A 15,114-nucleotide genomic window follows, 5' to 3' on the forward strand; every position below is an offset into this window, starting at 1 on the left:
GTTCAGGCGGCGTGCCGCAGCGGTTCGGTGTTCAGGGCGGCGGCCAGCACGCGTTCCTGCGTCAGGCCCTGGATGGGGAATTCGGCGGCGACGCGGCCGGCGTTCATGACCAGCACGCGGTCGCTCATGCCCAGAATCTCGGGCAGCTCGGAGGACACCATGACGATGGCCACGCCGCGGTCGGCCAGATCGAAGATCAGCTTGTAGATGTCGTACTTGGCGCCGATGTCCACGCCGCGCGTCGGCTCGTCCAGGATCAGCACCCGGGGGTTCTTCAGCGCCATCTTCGCCAGCACCACCTTCTGCTGGTTGCCGCCGGACAGGCTGGCCACGGGCAGGCCGGGGCTCGCGGTCTTGATGCGCAGGCGCGCGATCTCGCGCTCGACCGCGGCCAGTTCCGACTGCGCGTCGACGCGGGTCGCGCGCGCGTGGTCGGCCAGGGTCGCCAGCGTGATGTTCTCGGCCACGCTCATCTGCGGCACGATGCCATGGCGCTTACGGTCCTCCGGCACTAGGCAGATGCCCTGCGCGATGGCGTCGGCCGGCGAGCCGATGCGCACGGGGCGGCCCTGCACCCAGACCTGCGCCTCGCTGCGGCCGGCATAGGCGCCGTAGATCGCGGACACGAGTTCGGTGCGGCCCGCGCCCACCAGGCCGGCGATGCCCAGGATCTCGCCGGCGCGCACCTGCAGGCCCGCATCGTCCACCCGCTTGCGGCGCGGGTTGGTGACGTCCCAGCAGGTCACGCCGCGCGCTTCCAGCACCACCTCGCCGGGCTGGCGCTCGGTGCGGGGAAAGCGCGAGGTCAGTTCCCGGCCTACCATCAGGCCGATGATGCCGTTCTCGTCCAGCGCCGCCGCCGGCCGGGTGGCGACATGCTCGCCGTCGCGGATCACGGTGATGGTGTCGCAGACCCGCTTGACCTCGTCGAGCTTGTGCGAGATGTAGATGCAGGCCACGCCGGCGCGCTTCAGGTCCTCGATGATCGCCAGCAGCACCTCGATCTCCTTGGCGCTGAGGGAGGACGTGGGCTCGTCGAAGATCAGCAGGCGCGCCTGCTTGGCCAGGGCGCGGGCGATCTCGAACAGCTGCTGATGGCCGTTGCCATAGTGCATCACTGGCGCGCCCACGTTGACGTCGTCCAGCTTGAGCCGCGCCAGCAGCTCGGCCGCGCGGCGGTGCATGGCCGGGTAGTCCATGCGCCCGCCAGGCAGCTTCAGCTCATTGCCGAGGAAGATGTTCTCGGTCACGCTCAGCTCCTGCACCAGCATCAGCTCCTGGTGCAGGATGACGATGCCGGCGCGCTCGCTGTCGCGGGTGGAACGCGAGCGCAGCTCGCGGCCTTCCCAGAGGATCTGGCCTTCGTAGCTGCCGTGCGGATAGACGCCCGACAGCACTTTCATCAGCGTGGACTTGCCGGCGCCGTTCTCGCCGCACAGGCCCAGGCATTCGCCCGGCCGCACGGCCAGGCTGACGCCGGACAGCGCGCGCACGCCCGAGAATTCCTTGACGATGCCGCGCATTTCAAACAGGGGCTGCTGTTCCATCACCCATCTCCTGTCGCGGCTACTTGCCCGCGATCTGTTCCGCCGTATAGAACCCGTCCTTGACCAGGATGTCCAGGTTGTCGCGCGTCAGCAGCGTGGGCTTGAGCAGGATGCTGTCCACCTGGCCCTTGCCGTTGTCGAGCTTGGCGTTGAACGCGGGCTGCTTGCCCTGCACCAGTTCCACGGCCACCTGCGCGGCGGTACTGGCGATGCTCTTGAGCGGTTTGTAGATGGTCATGGTCTGCGTGCCCGCCGCCACGCGGCGCACGCCCGCCAGGTCCGCGTCCTGGCCCGACACCGCGACCTTGCCGGCCAGCTTCTGGCTGGTCAGCGCCTGGATCGCGCCGCCGGCCGTGCCGTCGTTCGAGGCGACGATGGCCTGGATGTTGTTGCTATTGGCGTTCAGCGCGTTCTCGATGATGGCCTGGGCCTTGGACGGATCCCATTCCGGCGTCCATTGCTCGCCCACGATCTTGATGTCGCCCTTGTCCGCCAGCGGCTTGAGCACGTTCATCTGTCCTTCGCGGAACAGGCGAGCGTTGTTGTCGGTGGAGGCGCCGCCCAGCAGGTAGTAATTGCCCTTGGGCACCACGTCGATCACGCCCTGCGCCTGCATTTCGCCGACCTTGACGTTGTCGAACGAGACATAGGCGTCCAGCGGCGCGCCCAGGATCAGGCGGTCGTAGGCGATGACCTTGATGCCGCTCTTGCGTGCCTTGGCGATCACGTTGCTCAGCACCTTGGAATTGAAGGGCACGATCACCAGCGCGTCCACGCCCTCGGCGATCAGGTTCTCCAGCTGTGCGATCTGGCGCGCCTCGTTGGCGTTGGCGGATTGCACGCTCACCTTGGCGCCCAGGGCGGTCGCGGCCTGCACGAAGTAATCGCGGTCGCGGGTCCAGCGCTCGACGCGCAGGTCGTCGATGGAAAAGCCGATCACGGGCGCTTCCTTGCTGGCGTGGGCGGCGGCGCCGGCGTACAGGGCGGCGGGCAGCGCCAGGGCGCAGGCCAGCAGGCGGCGGAAAGATAGGGTCATGTCTGTCTCCTCGTTGCGCTCAGAAGGTGATGCCGGTCTTCAGCCCGATGATGAAGGCGTCGTGGTTGCTGGACGTGCCACCCGGATGTCGGATGTACTGCAGGTTGGGCCGCAGGTAGATGGACGGAACCGGCGACCAGCTGTAGTAGGCCTCGGCCACGTACTCATAGCCGTCGCCCACCGTGGTTCGCGTGTCCAGCCGCTGGTCCTGCTGCCTCACGTAGCGCGCGTAGCGGCCATTGTTGTGGGTTGCGCCGATGGCCACGCCGACCACGTCGCGCGGCTGCCCGAAAGGCCCTTTGTACTGCAGGCCCAGCGCGAGCTGGTGATCCTGCGCCGCGGTGGCGCGGTCGGCCTGCGAGAAGTTCAGGAACACCGAGGCGCCGCGCGCGCCGGCGGCGCCGCTGACCTGCTGCTCGAAGTTCAGGTAGAAGCCATACTGGCCGTTGCGTTCGCGCGGCGCCAGCCCGGTGAGGCCGCGCGCGTCGCCGTTCACGTCCTGGTACAGATCCTTGCCCTGCGAGGTGTTGTACCAGGCGCCGAACTTGTAGGAGCCGGGCAGTCCGTTCCAGGACGGCAGCACGCCGAATTCCAGCGGGATCAGCGCGCCGGTGGTGCCGCCGGGATTGTCCAGCGACAGCCCGTGGCGGCGGGCGTAGCCGTCGTCCACGTACTTCGGGTTGACCTGATAGACGCCGGCCTGCAGATAGGTCTGTTCCGACGTGCTGACCTTCAGGCGCGTGGCCCACTGGCTGGTTGGCCAGTTGACCCAGTAGCTGCCCACCAGATTGCCGGGCTGCGAGCCGCAGAAGGTCAGGTTCTGGAAGTCGCAGGAGAAGCTTGCGAAATCCTCGCCTACCGTCATGCGGCCGAATTTCCATTGCACCCGGTTGTCCAGGAAGGACTGGTTGAGCCAGAACTGCGTCATGTGCCAGGTTTGGCCACGGCCGTAGACCTCCTGGATCAGCATGTTGTTGCCGATGCCGGCGTCGGCGCCCAGATTGCGGCCGTTGCGGTCGGTGATGGTCATCTGGAAGGTGCCGCCGCGCCAGCCCCAGAGCTTGTCCAGGTTCAGCGTGGCGCCGAAGACCCACTGGTCGGTGTAGCGGGTCAGCTTGTCCTTGCCGCCGCTGAAGTTGTGCGCGGCTTCGCCGGTATAGCCGAGGTTGAGGTCGATGCCGCGCTCTGACAGGCTGGTGCGCAGGCCGCCCCAGTCGCCGAACAGGTGCGGGCTGGTGGTGATGTCATACGCCTGGGCCGCGCCGGCGGCGGTCAACAGGCCGGCCATGAGCAGCGGCCGGAGGAAGGGCAGGCGCATGGGGGAGCGATGCCGGAGGCGCGCGCCAGCGCCGTCCGCTGCCAGGGGGCAGGGAGGTGTTGCCATGACTTGTCTCCTGTCGCCGCGTGCCGCGGGTGGGCGGGTCGGCTTGTATGTCGTTGGCCGACGGCTTGTCGGCGAAGCTAGTTTCAGTGCAATTGACAGCGCTGTCAATTCACTTGGTACCTAGGGATTTCGCTAGGAACGGGGCAGGGGACCTTCGGCGCCGCAAGGGCTGGATGCGTGCGTATCGCAGGCGCGCCGTGGTTTGCGGGCAGGAAAAAGCCCGCTTGCGCGGGCTTTTTTTCTGTGGACCATCAGCGCCCTCGCGGGCGCCGGAATCAGGCCGGACGGGCTTGCTGCAGCGCCGCGATGCGGGCCGGGATCGGCGGGTGCGAGGCGAACATCGCGGCCAGGCCGCCCTTGCCGGTGATGCCCGAGGCCTCGAAGGACTTGGGCAGTTCGCCGGCTTCGACGCCGCCCAGGCGGGCCAGGGCGCGGATCATGGGTTCGCGGGCGCCCATCAGGTGGGCCGAGCCGGCATCGGCGCGGTATTCGCGCTGGCGCGAGAACCAGGCGACGATGATCGACGCCAGGATGCCGAAAATGATCTCACAGACCAGCACGGTGACGTAGTAGCCGATGCCCATGCCGCGCTCGTTCTTGAGCACGACGCGGTCGATGAAGTAGCCGACCACGCGCGCCAGGAACACCACGAAGGTGTTGACCACGCCCTGGATCAGGGTCAGCGTGACCATGTCGCCGTTGGCGATGTGGGCCACTTCGTGGGCCAGCACGGCGGCGACTTCCTCTTCGGTCATGCTTTCCAGCAGACCGGTGGATACCGCGACCAGCGAGTCGTTCTTGAACGCGCCGGTGGCGAAGGCGTTCGGCGCGCCTTCGTAGATGGCGACTTCGGGACGGCCGATGCCGGCGCGATCGGCCAGTTGGTGCACGGTATCGAGCAGCCAGGCCTCGCGCTGATTGCGCGGGGCGTTCGGATCCAGCACTTGCGCGCCGGTGCTCCATTTGGCCATGGGCTTGCTGATGAGCAGCGAGATGATCGCGCCGGTGAAGCCGACGACGACCGAGAACACCAACAGCGCCTGCAGGTTCAGGCCCTGCGCGGTGATGTATCTGTCCACCCCGAGGATGCGCAGCGTGGCCGACAGGACCAGCATCACAGCCAGGTTGGTGATGACGAACAAGACGATGCGTTTCATGCTTTTTATGTTCCTCTGCGAGCAGGATAGTTCGGCTTGGACTGCAAGGCGGGCCGCCAGTTCCCCGACCGCCGGCGCCGCCTCCGGTGACGGGGAGTATAGTATCGCTTTCCCTCGGTTCCCTTCACTTTTTACCTAGCGCAGGTCCCCATGCAGGCTCTCTGGATGTTGGTGGCGTCAGCCATGTTCGCCATCATGGGGTCGTTCGTGAAGCTCGGCACCGAGCACGGCGCGTCGCTGCCGCTGGTGGTGCTGTTCCGCGGCCTGCCTTCGGTCATCCTGCTGCTGATCTGGGCGCGCGCCGGACGCCAGTCCATCGTGCCCACCAGCTGGAAGCTGCACCTGTGGCGCAACCTGTCCGGCGTCACCTCGATGTGGCTGGGCTTCTATGCCATCGCCCACCTGCCGCTGGCCACCGCCACCAGCCTGAACTACACCGCGCCGCTGTTCATCGCCTGCTGGATGCTGGGCTGGGGCGGCGCGCAGCGCGACGCCGTGCGCATCACCGCCGTGGCGCTGGGCTTCCTGGGCGTGATCGCCGTGCTGCGTCCCAGCATCAACGACGACCAATGGCTGGCGGCGCTGCTGGGGCTGACGGCCGGCGCGATGTCGGCCGTCGCCATGATGCAGATCCGTCAGCTCGGCCGCATCGGCGAGCCCGAATGGCGCACGGTGCTGTTCTTTTCCGTGGCGGTCTGTCTGTCCAGCGCCGCCGGCCTGGGCTTCGACGGCTGGGGCCAGGCCGACTGGCCCGGCTATGCCGCGCTGGTGGGCGTGGGCGTGGCCGGCCTGTTCGGCCAGCTGGCGATGACGCGGGCCTTCGGCCTGGGCTCGGCGCTGCTGACCGCCGCCCTGCAGTACTCCACCATCATTTTCGCGGCGCTGCTGGGCATGGGCCTGTGGGGCGACCGCCTGGACGGCCTGGCCTGGGCCGGCATGGCGCTGATCATCTTCGCCGGACTGCTGTCGGTCTGGCGCACCATGCGCGATCCCAAACCGGCCTGAGTCCCGGCCGTCCATCCGAATTCAGCAAGAGGAGTCCGACCGATGACGATGACCCTGATTTCCGCCGCCGAACTGGCCGAGCGCCTGGGCGGCGCCGACCTGCGCGTGTTCGACGTGCGCCACGACCTGATGAACCATGCCGCCGGCCGCCAGGCCTATGAGGCCGGCCATATCGCCGGCGCCCGCTACCTCGATCACGAGACCGAGCTGGCCGCCCCCCGCACGGGCAAGAACGGCCGCCACCCGCTGCCGTCGCGCGCGGAATTCGGCGCGCTGATGGCCGCTCACGGCGTCACGCCGCAGACCCTGGTGGTGGCCTATGACGCCAGCGGCGGCATGTACGCCGCCCATCTGTGGTGGATGCTGCGCTGGCTGGGCCATGAGCGCGTGGCGGTGCTGGACGGCGGCTGGCAGGCCTGGACCGCGGCCGGCCTGCCCGTTTCGACCGAGCCGGGCGTGGCGGCGCTGCCGGGCCAGCCCGTCGAGCCGGGCGCGTCGCTGGCCGCGACGGTGGATGCCGCCACGGTGCTGGCCAATATCGCCCAGCCCGCCTTTACCGTGATCGACGCGCGCGCCGCCAACCGCTATCGCGGCGAGGTCGAACCCATGGACCCGGTGGCCGGCCACATCCCGGGCGCGCTGAACCGCCCCAACGGCGAGAACCTGCGGACCGACGGCCGCTTCAAGGCGCCGGAGCAGTTGCGCGCCGAGTTCACGGCGCTGCTGGCGGGCCGCGATCCGGCCGCCATCGTGCATCAGTGCGGCTCGGGCATCACCGCCTGCCACAATCTGCTGTCCATGGAAATCGCCGGCCTGTCCGGTTCGCGCCTGTATCCGGGCTCGTGGAGCGAGTGGTGCAGCGACCCGTCGCGTCCGGTGGCCACGGGCGCCGTGGCCTGAGGGCGGGGCGCCGGTCCTTGCCGGCCGGCATGAAAGAGAAAAGCCAGGGCGATGCCCTGGCTTTTTTTTGCTGCGTCCGGCCGGTCTTGCAGAGCGCCGACGCCGACCCGGGCGCGAGGCAGGCGCGGTTTTCTAGTGGATCGCCGCCAGCTTCGCCCGCGTCGACACGCTCTCGGCGATCTCCAGGTAATGCTCCAGCGAGGGCGTGATCAGCCCCGGCACCTTGGCCATGTCGTCCCAGCGTCTCAGCCGAATCGCATCCGGCGCGCCCGGCAGGCTGGCGAAATCCAGCGCCTGGCCCGCATCGAAGCTGCCCCCCTGCAGCGCCAGGCTGCGCTTCGAGTCCTCCGAGAGCGACGCTTCATAGTGGGGCTCCAGATAGCAGAGGTAGCGCTTGGCCTCGACGTGCAGCCGGATCGGCTCCAGCACGCCCGGGCCGAACAGGCCGCGCAGGAATGGCAGCACGAAGTACTGGTGCTTGTCGTCCAGGCCGCGCAGCGTGGGCGTGCCGGGCCGGTCGGCGATCAGGTGCCCCAGGTCGTGCAGCAGGCAGGCGGTGATCAGTTCGGGGCCGGCGTGGTGGCGCTCGGCCAGCGCGGCGGTCTGCAGCGCGTGGCGCAGGTGGCTGACGGACTCGCCGTCGTAGGAGCGATGTCCGCGTTCAAGGAACAGCTGCTCGATGTCTTGCAAGGTCAAGGCCATGGTTGTCTCCTGAGTGGCCGCAAGGGGGAAGCGCTCGACGGCCGGGCTCAGCCGGCGGCAGGCGCCATCTCCAGAAAGCGCGCGATCAGCTGCACCGGTTGGCGCTCGCGCAGGCAGTACAGGTATTCGTGCATCACGATCTCGGCGCCCTCGATGTCGAGGGCGGCCAGGTCCGGATGGGAAGGGATTTCGCGCGAGGGGATCAGGCTGATCCCCAGGTCGCTCAGGATGGCCTGCCGGATCGACTCGCGGCTGCCGATCTCCAGCGTGCGGCGCACGCTGACGCCGGCCTGTCGCAGCGCTTCCTCGGTGAGCTGGCGCGTCATCGAGCCGGGCTCGCGCAACAGCAGGGCGTGTTCGGACAGGTCGGCCAGCGACACACGGCCGCGCCGCGCCAGCGGGTGGTCGCGGTGCGTGACCACGCGAATGGGGTCGGCGGCGATCAGGCGCCGGTACAAATGCTTGTCATCCATCAGAAACGAGGACGTGGCAATCTCGATCTGATAGTCGTGCAGCGCCTGCAGCATGCTCTGCGAATTGCCGATGACCAGCGTCAGGTCGATGCCCGGATAGCGCTGGTTGTACCGCCGCACCGTGTCCATGATGTAGAACGGTCCGGTGGCGCCGACCCGCAGGTTGCCTTCGCGCAGGTCGCTGGCGTCGCGCAGCCGGAAATCGATCTCGGTTTCCTGCTGCACCAGCTTCTCGACCATCGGCATCAGGCTGTGGCCGGCGTCCGACAGCCGCATGCCGCGCCCTTGCCGGTGGAACAGCTCGACGCCGTAGCGCGATTCGAGCTGGCGCAACTGGCCCGTCACCGTGGGCTGACTGACGCCCAGCTGGGCGGCGGCCTTGGTGACGGTTCCGCAGCGGGCCACGGCATAGAAGGATTTGAGTTCGGCGACGAGCACGGTACAGGCGAGGGGAGCGCGGATTTCGCAGGATCGCCAGTACACCAAAATAATTTGATGTTTTTATTACTACCTTTGTGCGAAGTGTCATAAACGCACAATAAGCCGCTCCCATACTGCCGCTGTTCCCCTACCGGAGGCGTCATGCCCCAACACGACAGCGACTCTATTTCGGCGGCAGCGTCCCCGGAAACGCCGCCCTCGGCGCGCAGCGGCCAGCCCGGCGCGCGCGGCGGCTTCCTGACGGTACGCAACCTGGTCAAGCGCTTCGGCGCCCACACCGCATTGGCCGATGTGTCGCTGGATATCCGCGCCGGCGAGCTGGTCTGCCTGCTGGGCCCCTCGGGCTGCGGCAAGACCACGCTGCTGCGCGCCATCGCCGGGCTGGAACGCCAGGACAGCGGCGTCATCACGCTGTCCGGCCGCGACATCTCCCATGCCGAGCCGCAGGAACGCGACTACGGCATTCTGTTTCAGTCCTATGCCCTGTTTCCCAATCTGACCGTGGCGCAGAACGTCGCCTACGGCCTGAGCGGCAAGCGCGCGCATCGCAAGCACGTGGCGGGCAGGGTCGAGGAAATGCTGACGCTGGTGGGCCTGGCCGGCGCCGCCAATAAATATCCGGGACAGATTTCCGGCGGCCAGCAGCAGCGCGTGGCCCTGGCCCGCGCGCTGGCGCCGTCGCCGTCCCTGCTGCTGCTGGACGAGCCCATGTCGGCGCTGGACGCCCGCGTGCGCGAGCACCTGCGCATCGAATTGCGCGCGCTGCAGAAGCGCCTGTCCATCACCACGCTGATGGTCACGCACGATCAGGAAGAGGCCATGGTCATGGCCGACCGCATCGCCGTCATGAACGGCGGCGTCATCGAGCAGTTCGGCACGCCGCGCGAACTCTACCGCCAGCCCGGCTCGGCCTTCATCGCCGACTTCGTGGGCGAGGCCAACTGGCTGCCGTTCGAGCGCATCGACGCGCACCGCGCCCGCGTGGGCCGCCAGGAACTGGCCGTGGACGAGGCGCTGGACGCCGCGTCCGGCCGCCTGTTCGTGCGCCCCGAGGCCGTGCGCGTCAGCGCCGTGCGGCCGGAACAGCCCAACGCCATGCTGGCCGACGTGCTCGACGGCGTGTTCCTGGGCCGTGGCTACCGCCTGGCCTTGCGCCTGGAAGGCGTGCCCGGCGCCACCGTGCATTCCATCGTGTCCCCCGAAACCGGAGACGCCCTGCTGGGCCCTCACGCCGCCAGCCGCTGCTGGGTGGAGCTGCCGCGCCATGCGATTCGCGCCTACGCTTGACGCGGGTTCCGCGCCCGCCGCCGACGCCGCGCCCGCCGCCGTGAGCCAGCCGCCCCTGACGCCGGCGCCCCCGGTGACGCCCGCCGCCTCGTTCCCCGCGCTGGGCCGCCGCCCGCTGCCGCGCTGGGTCGGCTCCGCCGGCCTGGGCCTGGGGCAGGGCGCGCTGGTGCTGGGGCTGGCGCTGTTCCTGGCGCTGCCGCTGCTCGCCATCCTGATCAAGTCCGTGACCGACGGCGACGGCGCCTGGGTCGGGCTGTCCGTGATGACCGGCATCATCGCCGGCGACGGTTTTCTCGCCATGGTCGGGCGCAGCCTGGCCGTGGGCATGGTCACCACGCTGCTGGTGGTGCCCGCCGCCTACGCCTTCGCCTACGGCCTGACGCGCACCCGCCTGCCCGGCAAGGGCCTGTTGCGCATCACGGCGCTGCTGCCGCTGCTGGCGCCGTCGCTGCTGCCCGGCATCGCGCTGGTGTACCTGCTGGGCAACCAGGGCCTGCTCAAGGGCCTGACCGGCGGCGCCACCATCTATGGTTTCTGGGGCATCGTGGTCGGCGAGGCGTTCTATACCTTCCCGCATGCGCTGATGATCCTCCTGACCGGCCTGGCCCTGGCCGATGGCCGGCTCTACGACGCCGCCCGCGCCATGGGCGCCGGACACTGGCGCACCTTCATGACCGTGACCCTGCCGGGCACGCGCTATGCGGTGTTCTCGGCCTGCTGCGTGGTGTTCACGCTGACCGTCACCGACTTCGGCGTGCCCAAGGTGGTGGGCGGCGATTACAACGTGCTGGCGATGGAAGCCTACAAGGCGGTGGTCGGCCAGCAGAACTTCTCCAAGGGCGCGGCCATCGGCCTGATGCTGCTGCTGCCCGCCGTGCTGACCTTCGTGCTGGACCGCCGCCTGCGCGCCCGCCAGGGCGCCCAGATGAGCGGTCGCGCCCAGCCCTACGCGGCGGGCCCGAACCGCCGGCGCGACGCGGCCTTCCTGGCGCTGGCCTGCGTCATGGCGGCGCTGATCCTGCTGATAGTGGGCGTGGCGGTGTGGGCCTCGTTCGTGAAGATGTGGCCGTACAACCTGTCCATGTCGCTGCGTTCCTATGACTTCGACAACATGGACGGCGGCGGCTGGCTGGCCTGGCGCAACAGCCTGGAGTTGGCGTTCTGCACGGCCCTGCTGGGCACGGCGGCGGTGTTCAGCGGCGCCTGGATGATGGAAAAGGTGCCGGCGCGCGGCGCCGCCGCCCGTGGCCTGCGCGGCCTGGCCGGCATGCTGGCGCTGATGCCCATGGCGGTGCCGGGGCTGGTGCTGGGCCTGGGCTACATCTTCTTCTTCAACAGCCCGTCCAATCCGCTGAACCTGCTGTACGGCACCATGCCGCTGCTGGTCCTGTGCACCATCGTGCACTTCTACACCAGCGCCCACCTGACCGCGACCACGGCGCTCAACGCGCTGGATCCGGAGTTCGAGGCCGCCTCGGCCTCGCTCAAGGTGCCGCGCCTGACCACGTTCCTGCGCGTCACGCTGCCGATGTGCCTGCCCGCGGCGCTGGACGTGGCCCGCTACCTGTTCGTGTCCGCCATGACGACGGTGTCCGCCGTGGTGTTCCTGTACAGCCCCAAGACCGTGTTGGCCGCGGTGGCGGTGCTGAACATGGATGACGCCGGCTTCATCGGCCCGGCCGCCGCCATGTGCGCCGTGATCATGGCCAGCTCGGCGGTCGCCTCGCTGGCGCTGCATTTGGCCAGCCGCGCCATGCTGGCCCGCACTCAGGCCTGGCGCCGCCCGGCCGCCGCCTGACCGCAACGATTCAAGACAAGGATGACTACATGACTGCCAAAACCCTGCCCGTCCGCCTGGAGGCGGTGATCTTCGACTGGGCCGGCACGCTGGTCGACTTCGGCTCCTTCGCGCCCACCAAGGTGTTCGTCGACGCTTTCGCGCAGTTCGGCGTGGAGATGTCGCTGGAAGTGGCCCGCGGCCCCATGGGCATGGGCAAGTGGGACCACATCCGCACGCTGTGCGACCTGCCCGCCATCGCGTCCCAGTACGAGGCGCGTTTCGGCCGCCTGCCGACCGATGACGACGTCACCGCCATCTACGAGCGCTTCCTGCCCATGCAGCTGGAAAAAGTGGCGCAGTACTCGGCCGCGATTCCCGGCGCCGCCGAGCAGCTGCGCGCATTGCGCCAGCGCGGCCTGAAGATCGGTTCGTGCTCGGGCTACCCGGCCAGCGTGATGCGCCGCGTGATCGAGCGCGCCGCCACCGAGGGGCTGGAGCCCGAATGCATCGTCGCCAGCGACGAGGTGCCGCGCGCGCGTCCCGCGCCGGCCATGGCGCTGAAGAACGTGATCGAGCTGGGCCTGTCCGACGTGGCCGCCTGCGTCAAGGTCGACGACACCGCCCCCGGCATCGAGGAAGGCCGCCGCGCCGGCATGTGGACGGTGGGCCTGCTGCTGTCCGGCAACGCCGCCGGCCTGACGCTGGAGGAATACCTGAGCCTGGACGAGGCTGGCCGCGACGCCGCCCGCGCCCGGGCCGACGCCGAGCTGTCCGGCGCTGCGCCGCATTACCTGATCGACACGGTGGCCGACCTGCCGGCCGTGATCTCCGACATCGAACGCCGGCTGGCGGCGGGCCAGCGTCCCTGAGCTGCCCGCCACTTTTTTTTTCCCTGCGACGTTTTCGCACGACCTGCGCGGCGGCCATCCGGCCAGCCGCGTGACCTTCATCAGTCTTTTTTCCGCTCATCCACGGAGTACACACATGAATCGCTACAAGCTGCTTGCCCTGGCCGCCGCCCTGTCGGGCGTGATGGGCGCCGCCTCCGCCGAGACCACGCTGACGGTCTACACCGCGCTGGAAGCCGACCAGATCAAGGCCTACCAGGCCGCGTTCGAGAAGGCCAATCCCGACATCAAGATCCAGTGGGTGCGCGATTCCACCGGCATCATCACCGCCAAGCTGCTGGCCGAGAAGAACAACCCCAAGGCCGACGCCATCTGGGGCCTGGCCGGCACCTCGCTGGGCCTGATGGACAAGGAAGGCATGCTGCAGCCCTACGCCCCCAAGCGCCTGGACCAGATCGCCGCCAACATGCGTGACGCCAAGGCCGAGCCCTCCTGGGTCGGCATGGACGGCTTCGCCGCCGCCATCTGCTTCAACACCGTCGAGGCCGAAAAGCAGAAGCTGCCCAAGCCCACGTCGTGGCAGGACCTGACCAAGCCCGAGTACGCCGGCAAGATCGTCATGCCGAACCCGGCCTCGTCGGGCACCGGCTTCCTGGACGTCAGCGCCTGGCTGCAGATCTTCGGCGAAGAGAAGGGCTGGGCCTACATGGACGCCCTGCACAAGAACATCGGCTCGTACACGCACTCGGGCTCCAAGCCTTGCAACCTGGCCGCCTCGGGCGAGTTCCCGATCGGCGTCTCGTTCGACTACCGCGCCGCCAAGCTGAAGGCCGACGGCGCGCCGGTCGAAGCCGTGTTCCCGTCGGAAGGCCTGGGCTGGGAAGTCGAAGCCACCGCCATCGTCAAGGGCACCAAGAACCTGGAAGCCGCCCGCAAGCTGGCCGACTTCTCCGCCAGCCGCGAGGCCAACGAGCTGTACAAGGCCAACTTCGCCGTGCTGGCCATCCCGTCGATCGCCACGTCCAACCCGAACCTGCCGGCCGATCTGACCAAGCGCATGATCAAGAACGACTTCACCTGGGCCGCCACCAACCGCGATCGCATCATCGCCGAGTGGACCAAGCGCTACGACGGCAAGTCCGAGCCGAAGAAGAAGTAAGCAGGCAGGCGGCAGGGCAGCGCCGCGAGGGCGCTGCCCGCTTCATCCCGGTTCACCTTTCAGTTTCACCTTTCCGTTCTTCGTCGCGTTGAAACGCTTCCCGCCGAAGCCGGGCGGGGCCGCACGGAACCGGCTTTGCCGGTCCGTCGCGGCGCCCCCTTGAGGGGGAAGCGCCCAAGCGCTTCGGAGGTGGGTTCTCTACACATGAAGAATTTTGACGTAATCGTGGTGGGCGCGGGCATGCTTGGCATCGCGCATGCCTGGGCGGCCGCCAAGCGCGGGCTGTCGGTGGCCGTGATCGAGCGCAGCCGCCAGGCGCACGGCGCCACGATCCGCAACTTTGGCCAGGTGATCGTGACCGGCCAGGCGCCCGGCATGATGCTGTCGCATGCGCAGCAGGCGCGCGAGCTGTGGCTGGACCTGGCCGCCAAGGCGGGCTTTCATGTGCGCGCCAACGGCGCGCTGGTGCTGGCGCGCAACGCCGACGAGGCCGACGTGCTGCAGGAGTTCGCCGACACGCGTCTGCGGCAGGAAGGCTATCGCGCCGAGCTGCTGTCGGGCCGCGAGGTCGCCGCGCTGTACGACGGCCGCCTGGCGCACCACTGCGCCGCGCTGCGCGGCCTGGACGATCTGCAGATCTATTCGCGCGAGGCGCTGCCCGCCATCACCCGCTATCTGGCGGAATCGCTGGGCGTGACCTTCATCACCGGCACGCTGGCGCGCGCGGTGGAGCAGGGCCGGGTGGCGACCACTGCCGGCGAGTTCCGTGGCGATCATGTGTTCGTCTGCCCCGGCCATGATTACCTGACGCTGCTGCCGGAACGCTTCGCGCCGCTGAACCTGGAAGTCACGCGCCTGCAGATGCTGCGCGCGGCCTTCGAGTCGGCCCCGTTCGCGCTGGACCGGCCGCTGTTGACCGGTCTGTCCTGCGTGCACTACGGCGCGTTCTCGGACCTGCCGTCCGCGCTGGCGCTGCGCGAGGTGATCCAGGCGCGCACGCCCATGCTGCTGGATAACGGCATCCACCTGCTGGTCAGCCCCACGCCCTATGGCGAGCTGATCATCGGCGATTCGCACCAGTACGGCCAGGACGCGCCCCCGTTCAACGACGAGGCGGTCGACAACGCGATGCTGGACCTGGCCTCGCAGGCGCTGGGCGCGCGGCTGCGCGTGGTCGAGCGCTGGCAGGGCGTGTATGGCGCGCACGGCCCGGCGCCGTTCTCGGTCATGCCGGTGGACGACGCGACCACGGTCGCCGTGATGCACTCGGGCGTGGGCATGACGGTGGGCCTGGCGATCGGCGAGCGCACGGTGGCGGGCGTCACCGGACGCTGAAGCCGGGCCACGGGCCGCAAACGCGCAGGGAAAAGACAAGGGCCTCGCGGATATCCGCGA

General features: G+C 68.9%; 13 protein-coding genes. 7 read left to right on the forward strand and 6 right to left on the reverse strand.

Features of this window, described 5'->3' with window-relative positions:
- Positions 1–2: 2 nt before the first annotated feature.
- The 4 genes from C2U31_RS14575 to htpX all read right to left on the reverse strand — a co-directional run bounded on the left by C2U31_RS14575 (position 3) and on the right by htpX (position 5,124).
- Positions 3–1,547 carry a xylose ABC transporter ATP-binding protein gene (locus tag C2U31_RS14575; RefSeq protein ID WP_103273414.1) on the reverse strand — a complete coding sequence of 515 codons (1,545 nt, stop codon included), beginning with the start codon at positions 1,545–1,547 and terminating at the stop codon, positions 3–5.
- A 19-nt stretch (positions 1,548–1,566) separates the two neighbouring features.
- A complete protein-coding gene (gene xylF / locus C2U31_RS14580) occupies positions 1,567–2,583 on the reverse strand; it encodes a D-xylose ABC transporter substrate-binding protein (RefSeq protein ID WP_103273415.1) in 1,017 nt (338 codons plus the stop codon).
- A 19-nt stretch (positions 2,584–2,602) separates the two neighbouring features.
- Positions 2,603–3,871: a carbohydrate porin gene (locus tag C2U31_RS14585; protein ID WP_233772859.1), complete on the reverse strand. Its 1,269-nt coding sequence runs from the start codon at positions 3,869–3,871 to the stop codon at positions 2,603–2,605.
- 371 nt (positions 3,872–4,242) lie between these two features.
- Positions 4,243–5,124 carry a protease HtpX gene (gene htpX / locus C2U31_RS14590; RefSeq protein WP_103273417.1) on the reverse strand — a complete coding sequence of 294 codons (882 nt, stop codon included), beginning with the start codon at positions 5,122–5,124 and terminating at the stop codon, positions 4,243–4,245.
- Positions 5,125–5,274: 150 nt separating this feature from the next.
- Here htpX and C2U31_RS14595 point away from each other — a divergent pair, with 150 nt between their 5' ends.
- Complete coding sequence (locus C2U31_RS14595) at positions 5,275–6,129, forward strand: DMT family transporter (protein WP_103273418.1); 855 nt, start codon at positions 5,275–5,277, stop codon at positions 6,127–6,129.
- Positions 6,130–6,171: 42 nt separating this feature from the next.
- Positions 6,172–7,029 (forward strand): sulfurtransferase, encoded by an 858-nt coding sequence (locus C2U31_RS14600; protein ID WP_103273419.1) that lies wholly within the window; start codon positions 6,172–6,174, stop codon positions 7,027–7,029.
- A gap of 132 nt (positions 7,030–7,161) precedes the next feature.
- Here C2U31_RS14600 and C2U31_RS14605 read toward each other — a convergent pair whose 3' ends face one another.
- Both C2U31_RS14605 and C2U31_RS14610 read right to left on the reverse strand, forming a co-directional pair.
- Positions 7,162–7,731 (reverse strand): phosphonate degradation HD-domain oxygenase, encoded by a 570-nt coding sequence (locus C2U31_RS14605; protein ID WP_103273420.1) that lies wholly within the window; start codon positions 7,729–7,731, stop codon positions 7,162–7,164.
- A 47-nt stretch (positions 7,732–7,778) separates the two neighbouring features.
- A complete protein-coding gene (locus tag C2U31_RS14610; protein ID WP_103276376.1) occupies positions 7,779–8,642 on the reverse strand; it encodes a LysR family transcriptional regulator in 864 nt (287 codons plus the stop codon).
- 144 nt (positions 8,643–8,786) lie between these two features.
- On the opposite strand from C2U31_RS14610, the gene C2U31_RS14615 reads away from it, so the two are divergent.
- The 5 genes from C2U31_RS14615 (at position 8,787) to C2U31_RS14635 (ending at position 15,054) form a co-directional block, all read left to right on the forward strand.
- Positions 8,787–9,932, forward strand: coding sequence for a putative 2-aminoethylphosphonate ABC transporter ATP-binding protein (locus C2U31_RS14615; protein ID WP_233772781.1), 1,146 nt, complete (start codon positions 8,787–8,789; stop codon positions 9,930–9,932).
- On the forward strand, positions 9,910–11,730 hold the full coding sequence (locus C2U31_RS14620; protein WP_103273421.1) for a putative 2-aminoethylphosphonate ABC transporter permease subunit: 1,821 nt from the start codon (positions 9,910–9,912) through the stop codon (positions 11,728–11,730). Before C2U31_RS14615 ends, C2U31_RS14620 begins: the two co-directional genes overlap by 23 nt.
- Positions 11,731–11,759: 29 nt before the next feature.
- The gene (phnX, locus tag C2U31_RS14625; RefSeq protein WP_103273422.1) at positions 11,760–12,581 is read left to right on the forward strand and encodes a phosphonoacetaldehyde hydrolase; all 822 of its coding nucleotides are present in this window, start codon (positions 11,760–11,762) and stop codon (positions 12,579–12,581) included.
- 115 nt (positions 12,582–12,696) lie between these two features.
- The gene (locus C2U31_RS14630; RefSeq protein ID WP_103273423.1) at positions 12,697–13,719 is read left to right on the forward strand and encodes a putative 2-aminoethylphosphonate ABC transporter substrate-binding protein; all 1,023 of its coding nucleotides are present in this window, start codon (positions 12,697–12,699) and stop codon (positions 13,717–13,719) included.
- 204 nt (positions 13,720–13,923) lie between these two features.
- Positions 13,924–15,054 (forward strand): TIGR03364 family FAD-dependent oxidoreductase, encoded by a 1,131-nt coding sequence (locus C2U31_RS14635; protein ID WP_103273424.1) that lies wholly within the window; start codon positions 13,924–13,926, stop codon positions 15,052–15,054.
- Positions 15,055–15,114: the final 60 nt, after the last annotated feature.

The organism is Achromobacter sp. AONIH1 (genome assembly GCF_002902905.1).
Classification (GTDB): Bacteria; Pseudomonadota; Gammaproteobacteria; order Burkholderiales; family Burkholderiaceae_B; genus Achromobacter.

Coding starts and splice junctions, on each gene's coding strand:
- C2U31_RS14575 (WP_103273414.1), bottom strand. CDS start 1,547: ATGGAACAGCAGCCCCTGTTTGAAATGCGCGGCATCGTCAAGGAATTC.
- xylF (WP_103273415.1), bottom strand. CDS start 2,583: ATGACCCTATCTTTCCGCCGCCTGCTGGCCTGCGCCCTGGCGCTGCCC.
- C2U31_RS14585 (WP_233772859.1), bottom strand. CDS start 3,871: ATGGCCGGCCTGTTGACCGCCGCCGGCGCGGCCCAGGCGTATGACATC.
- htpX (WP_103273417.1), bottom strand. CDS start 5,124: ATGAAACGCATCGTCTTGTTCGTCATCACCAACCTGGCTGTGATGCTG.
- C2U31_RS14595 (WP_103273418.1), top strand. CDS start 5,275: ATGCAGGCTCTCTGGATGTTGGTGGCGTCAGCCATGTTCGCCATCATG.
- C2U31_RS14600 (WP_103273419.1), top strand. CDS start 6,172: ATGACGATGACCCTGATTTCCGCCGCCGAACTGGCCGAGCGCCTGGGC.
- C2U31_RS14605 (WP_103273420.1), bottom strand. CDS start 7,731: ATGGCCTTGACCTTGCAAGACATCGAGCAGCTGTTCCTTGAACGCGGA.
- C2U31_RS14615 (WP_233772781.1), top strand. CDS start 8,787: ATGCCCCAACACGACAGCGACTCTATTTCGGCGGCAGCGTCCCCGGAA.
- C2U31_RS14620 (WP_103273421.1), top strand. CDS start 9,910: ATGCGATTCGCGCCTACGCTTGACGCGGGTTCCGCGCCCGCCGCCGAC.
- phnX (WP_103273422.1), top strand. CDS start 11,760: ATGACTGCCAAAACCCTGCCCGTCCGCCTGGAGGCGGTGATCTTCGAC.
- C2U31_RS14630 (WP_103273423.1), top strand. CDS start 12,697: ATGAATCGCTACAAGCTGCTTGCCCTGGCCGCCGCCCTGTCGGGCGTG.
- C2U31_RS14635 (WP_103273424.1), top strand. CDS start 13,924: ATGAAGAATTTTGACGTAATCGTGGTGGGCGCGGGCATGCTTGGCATC.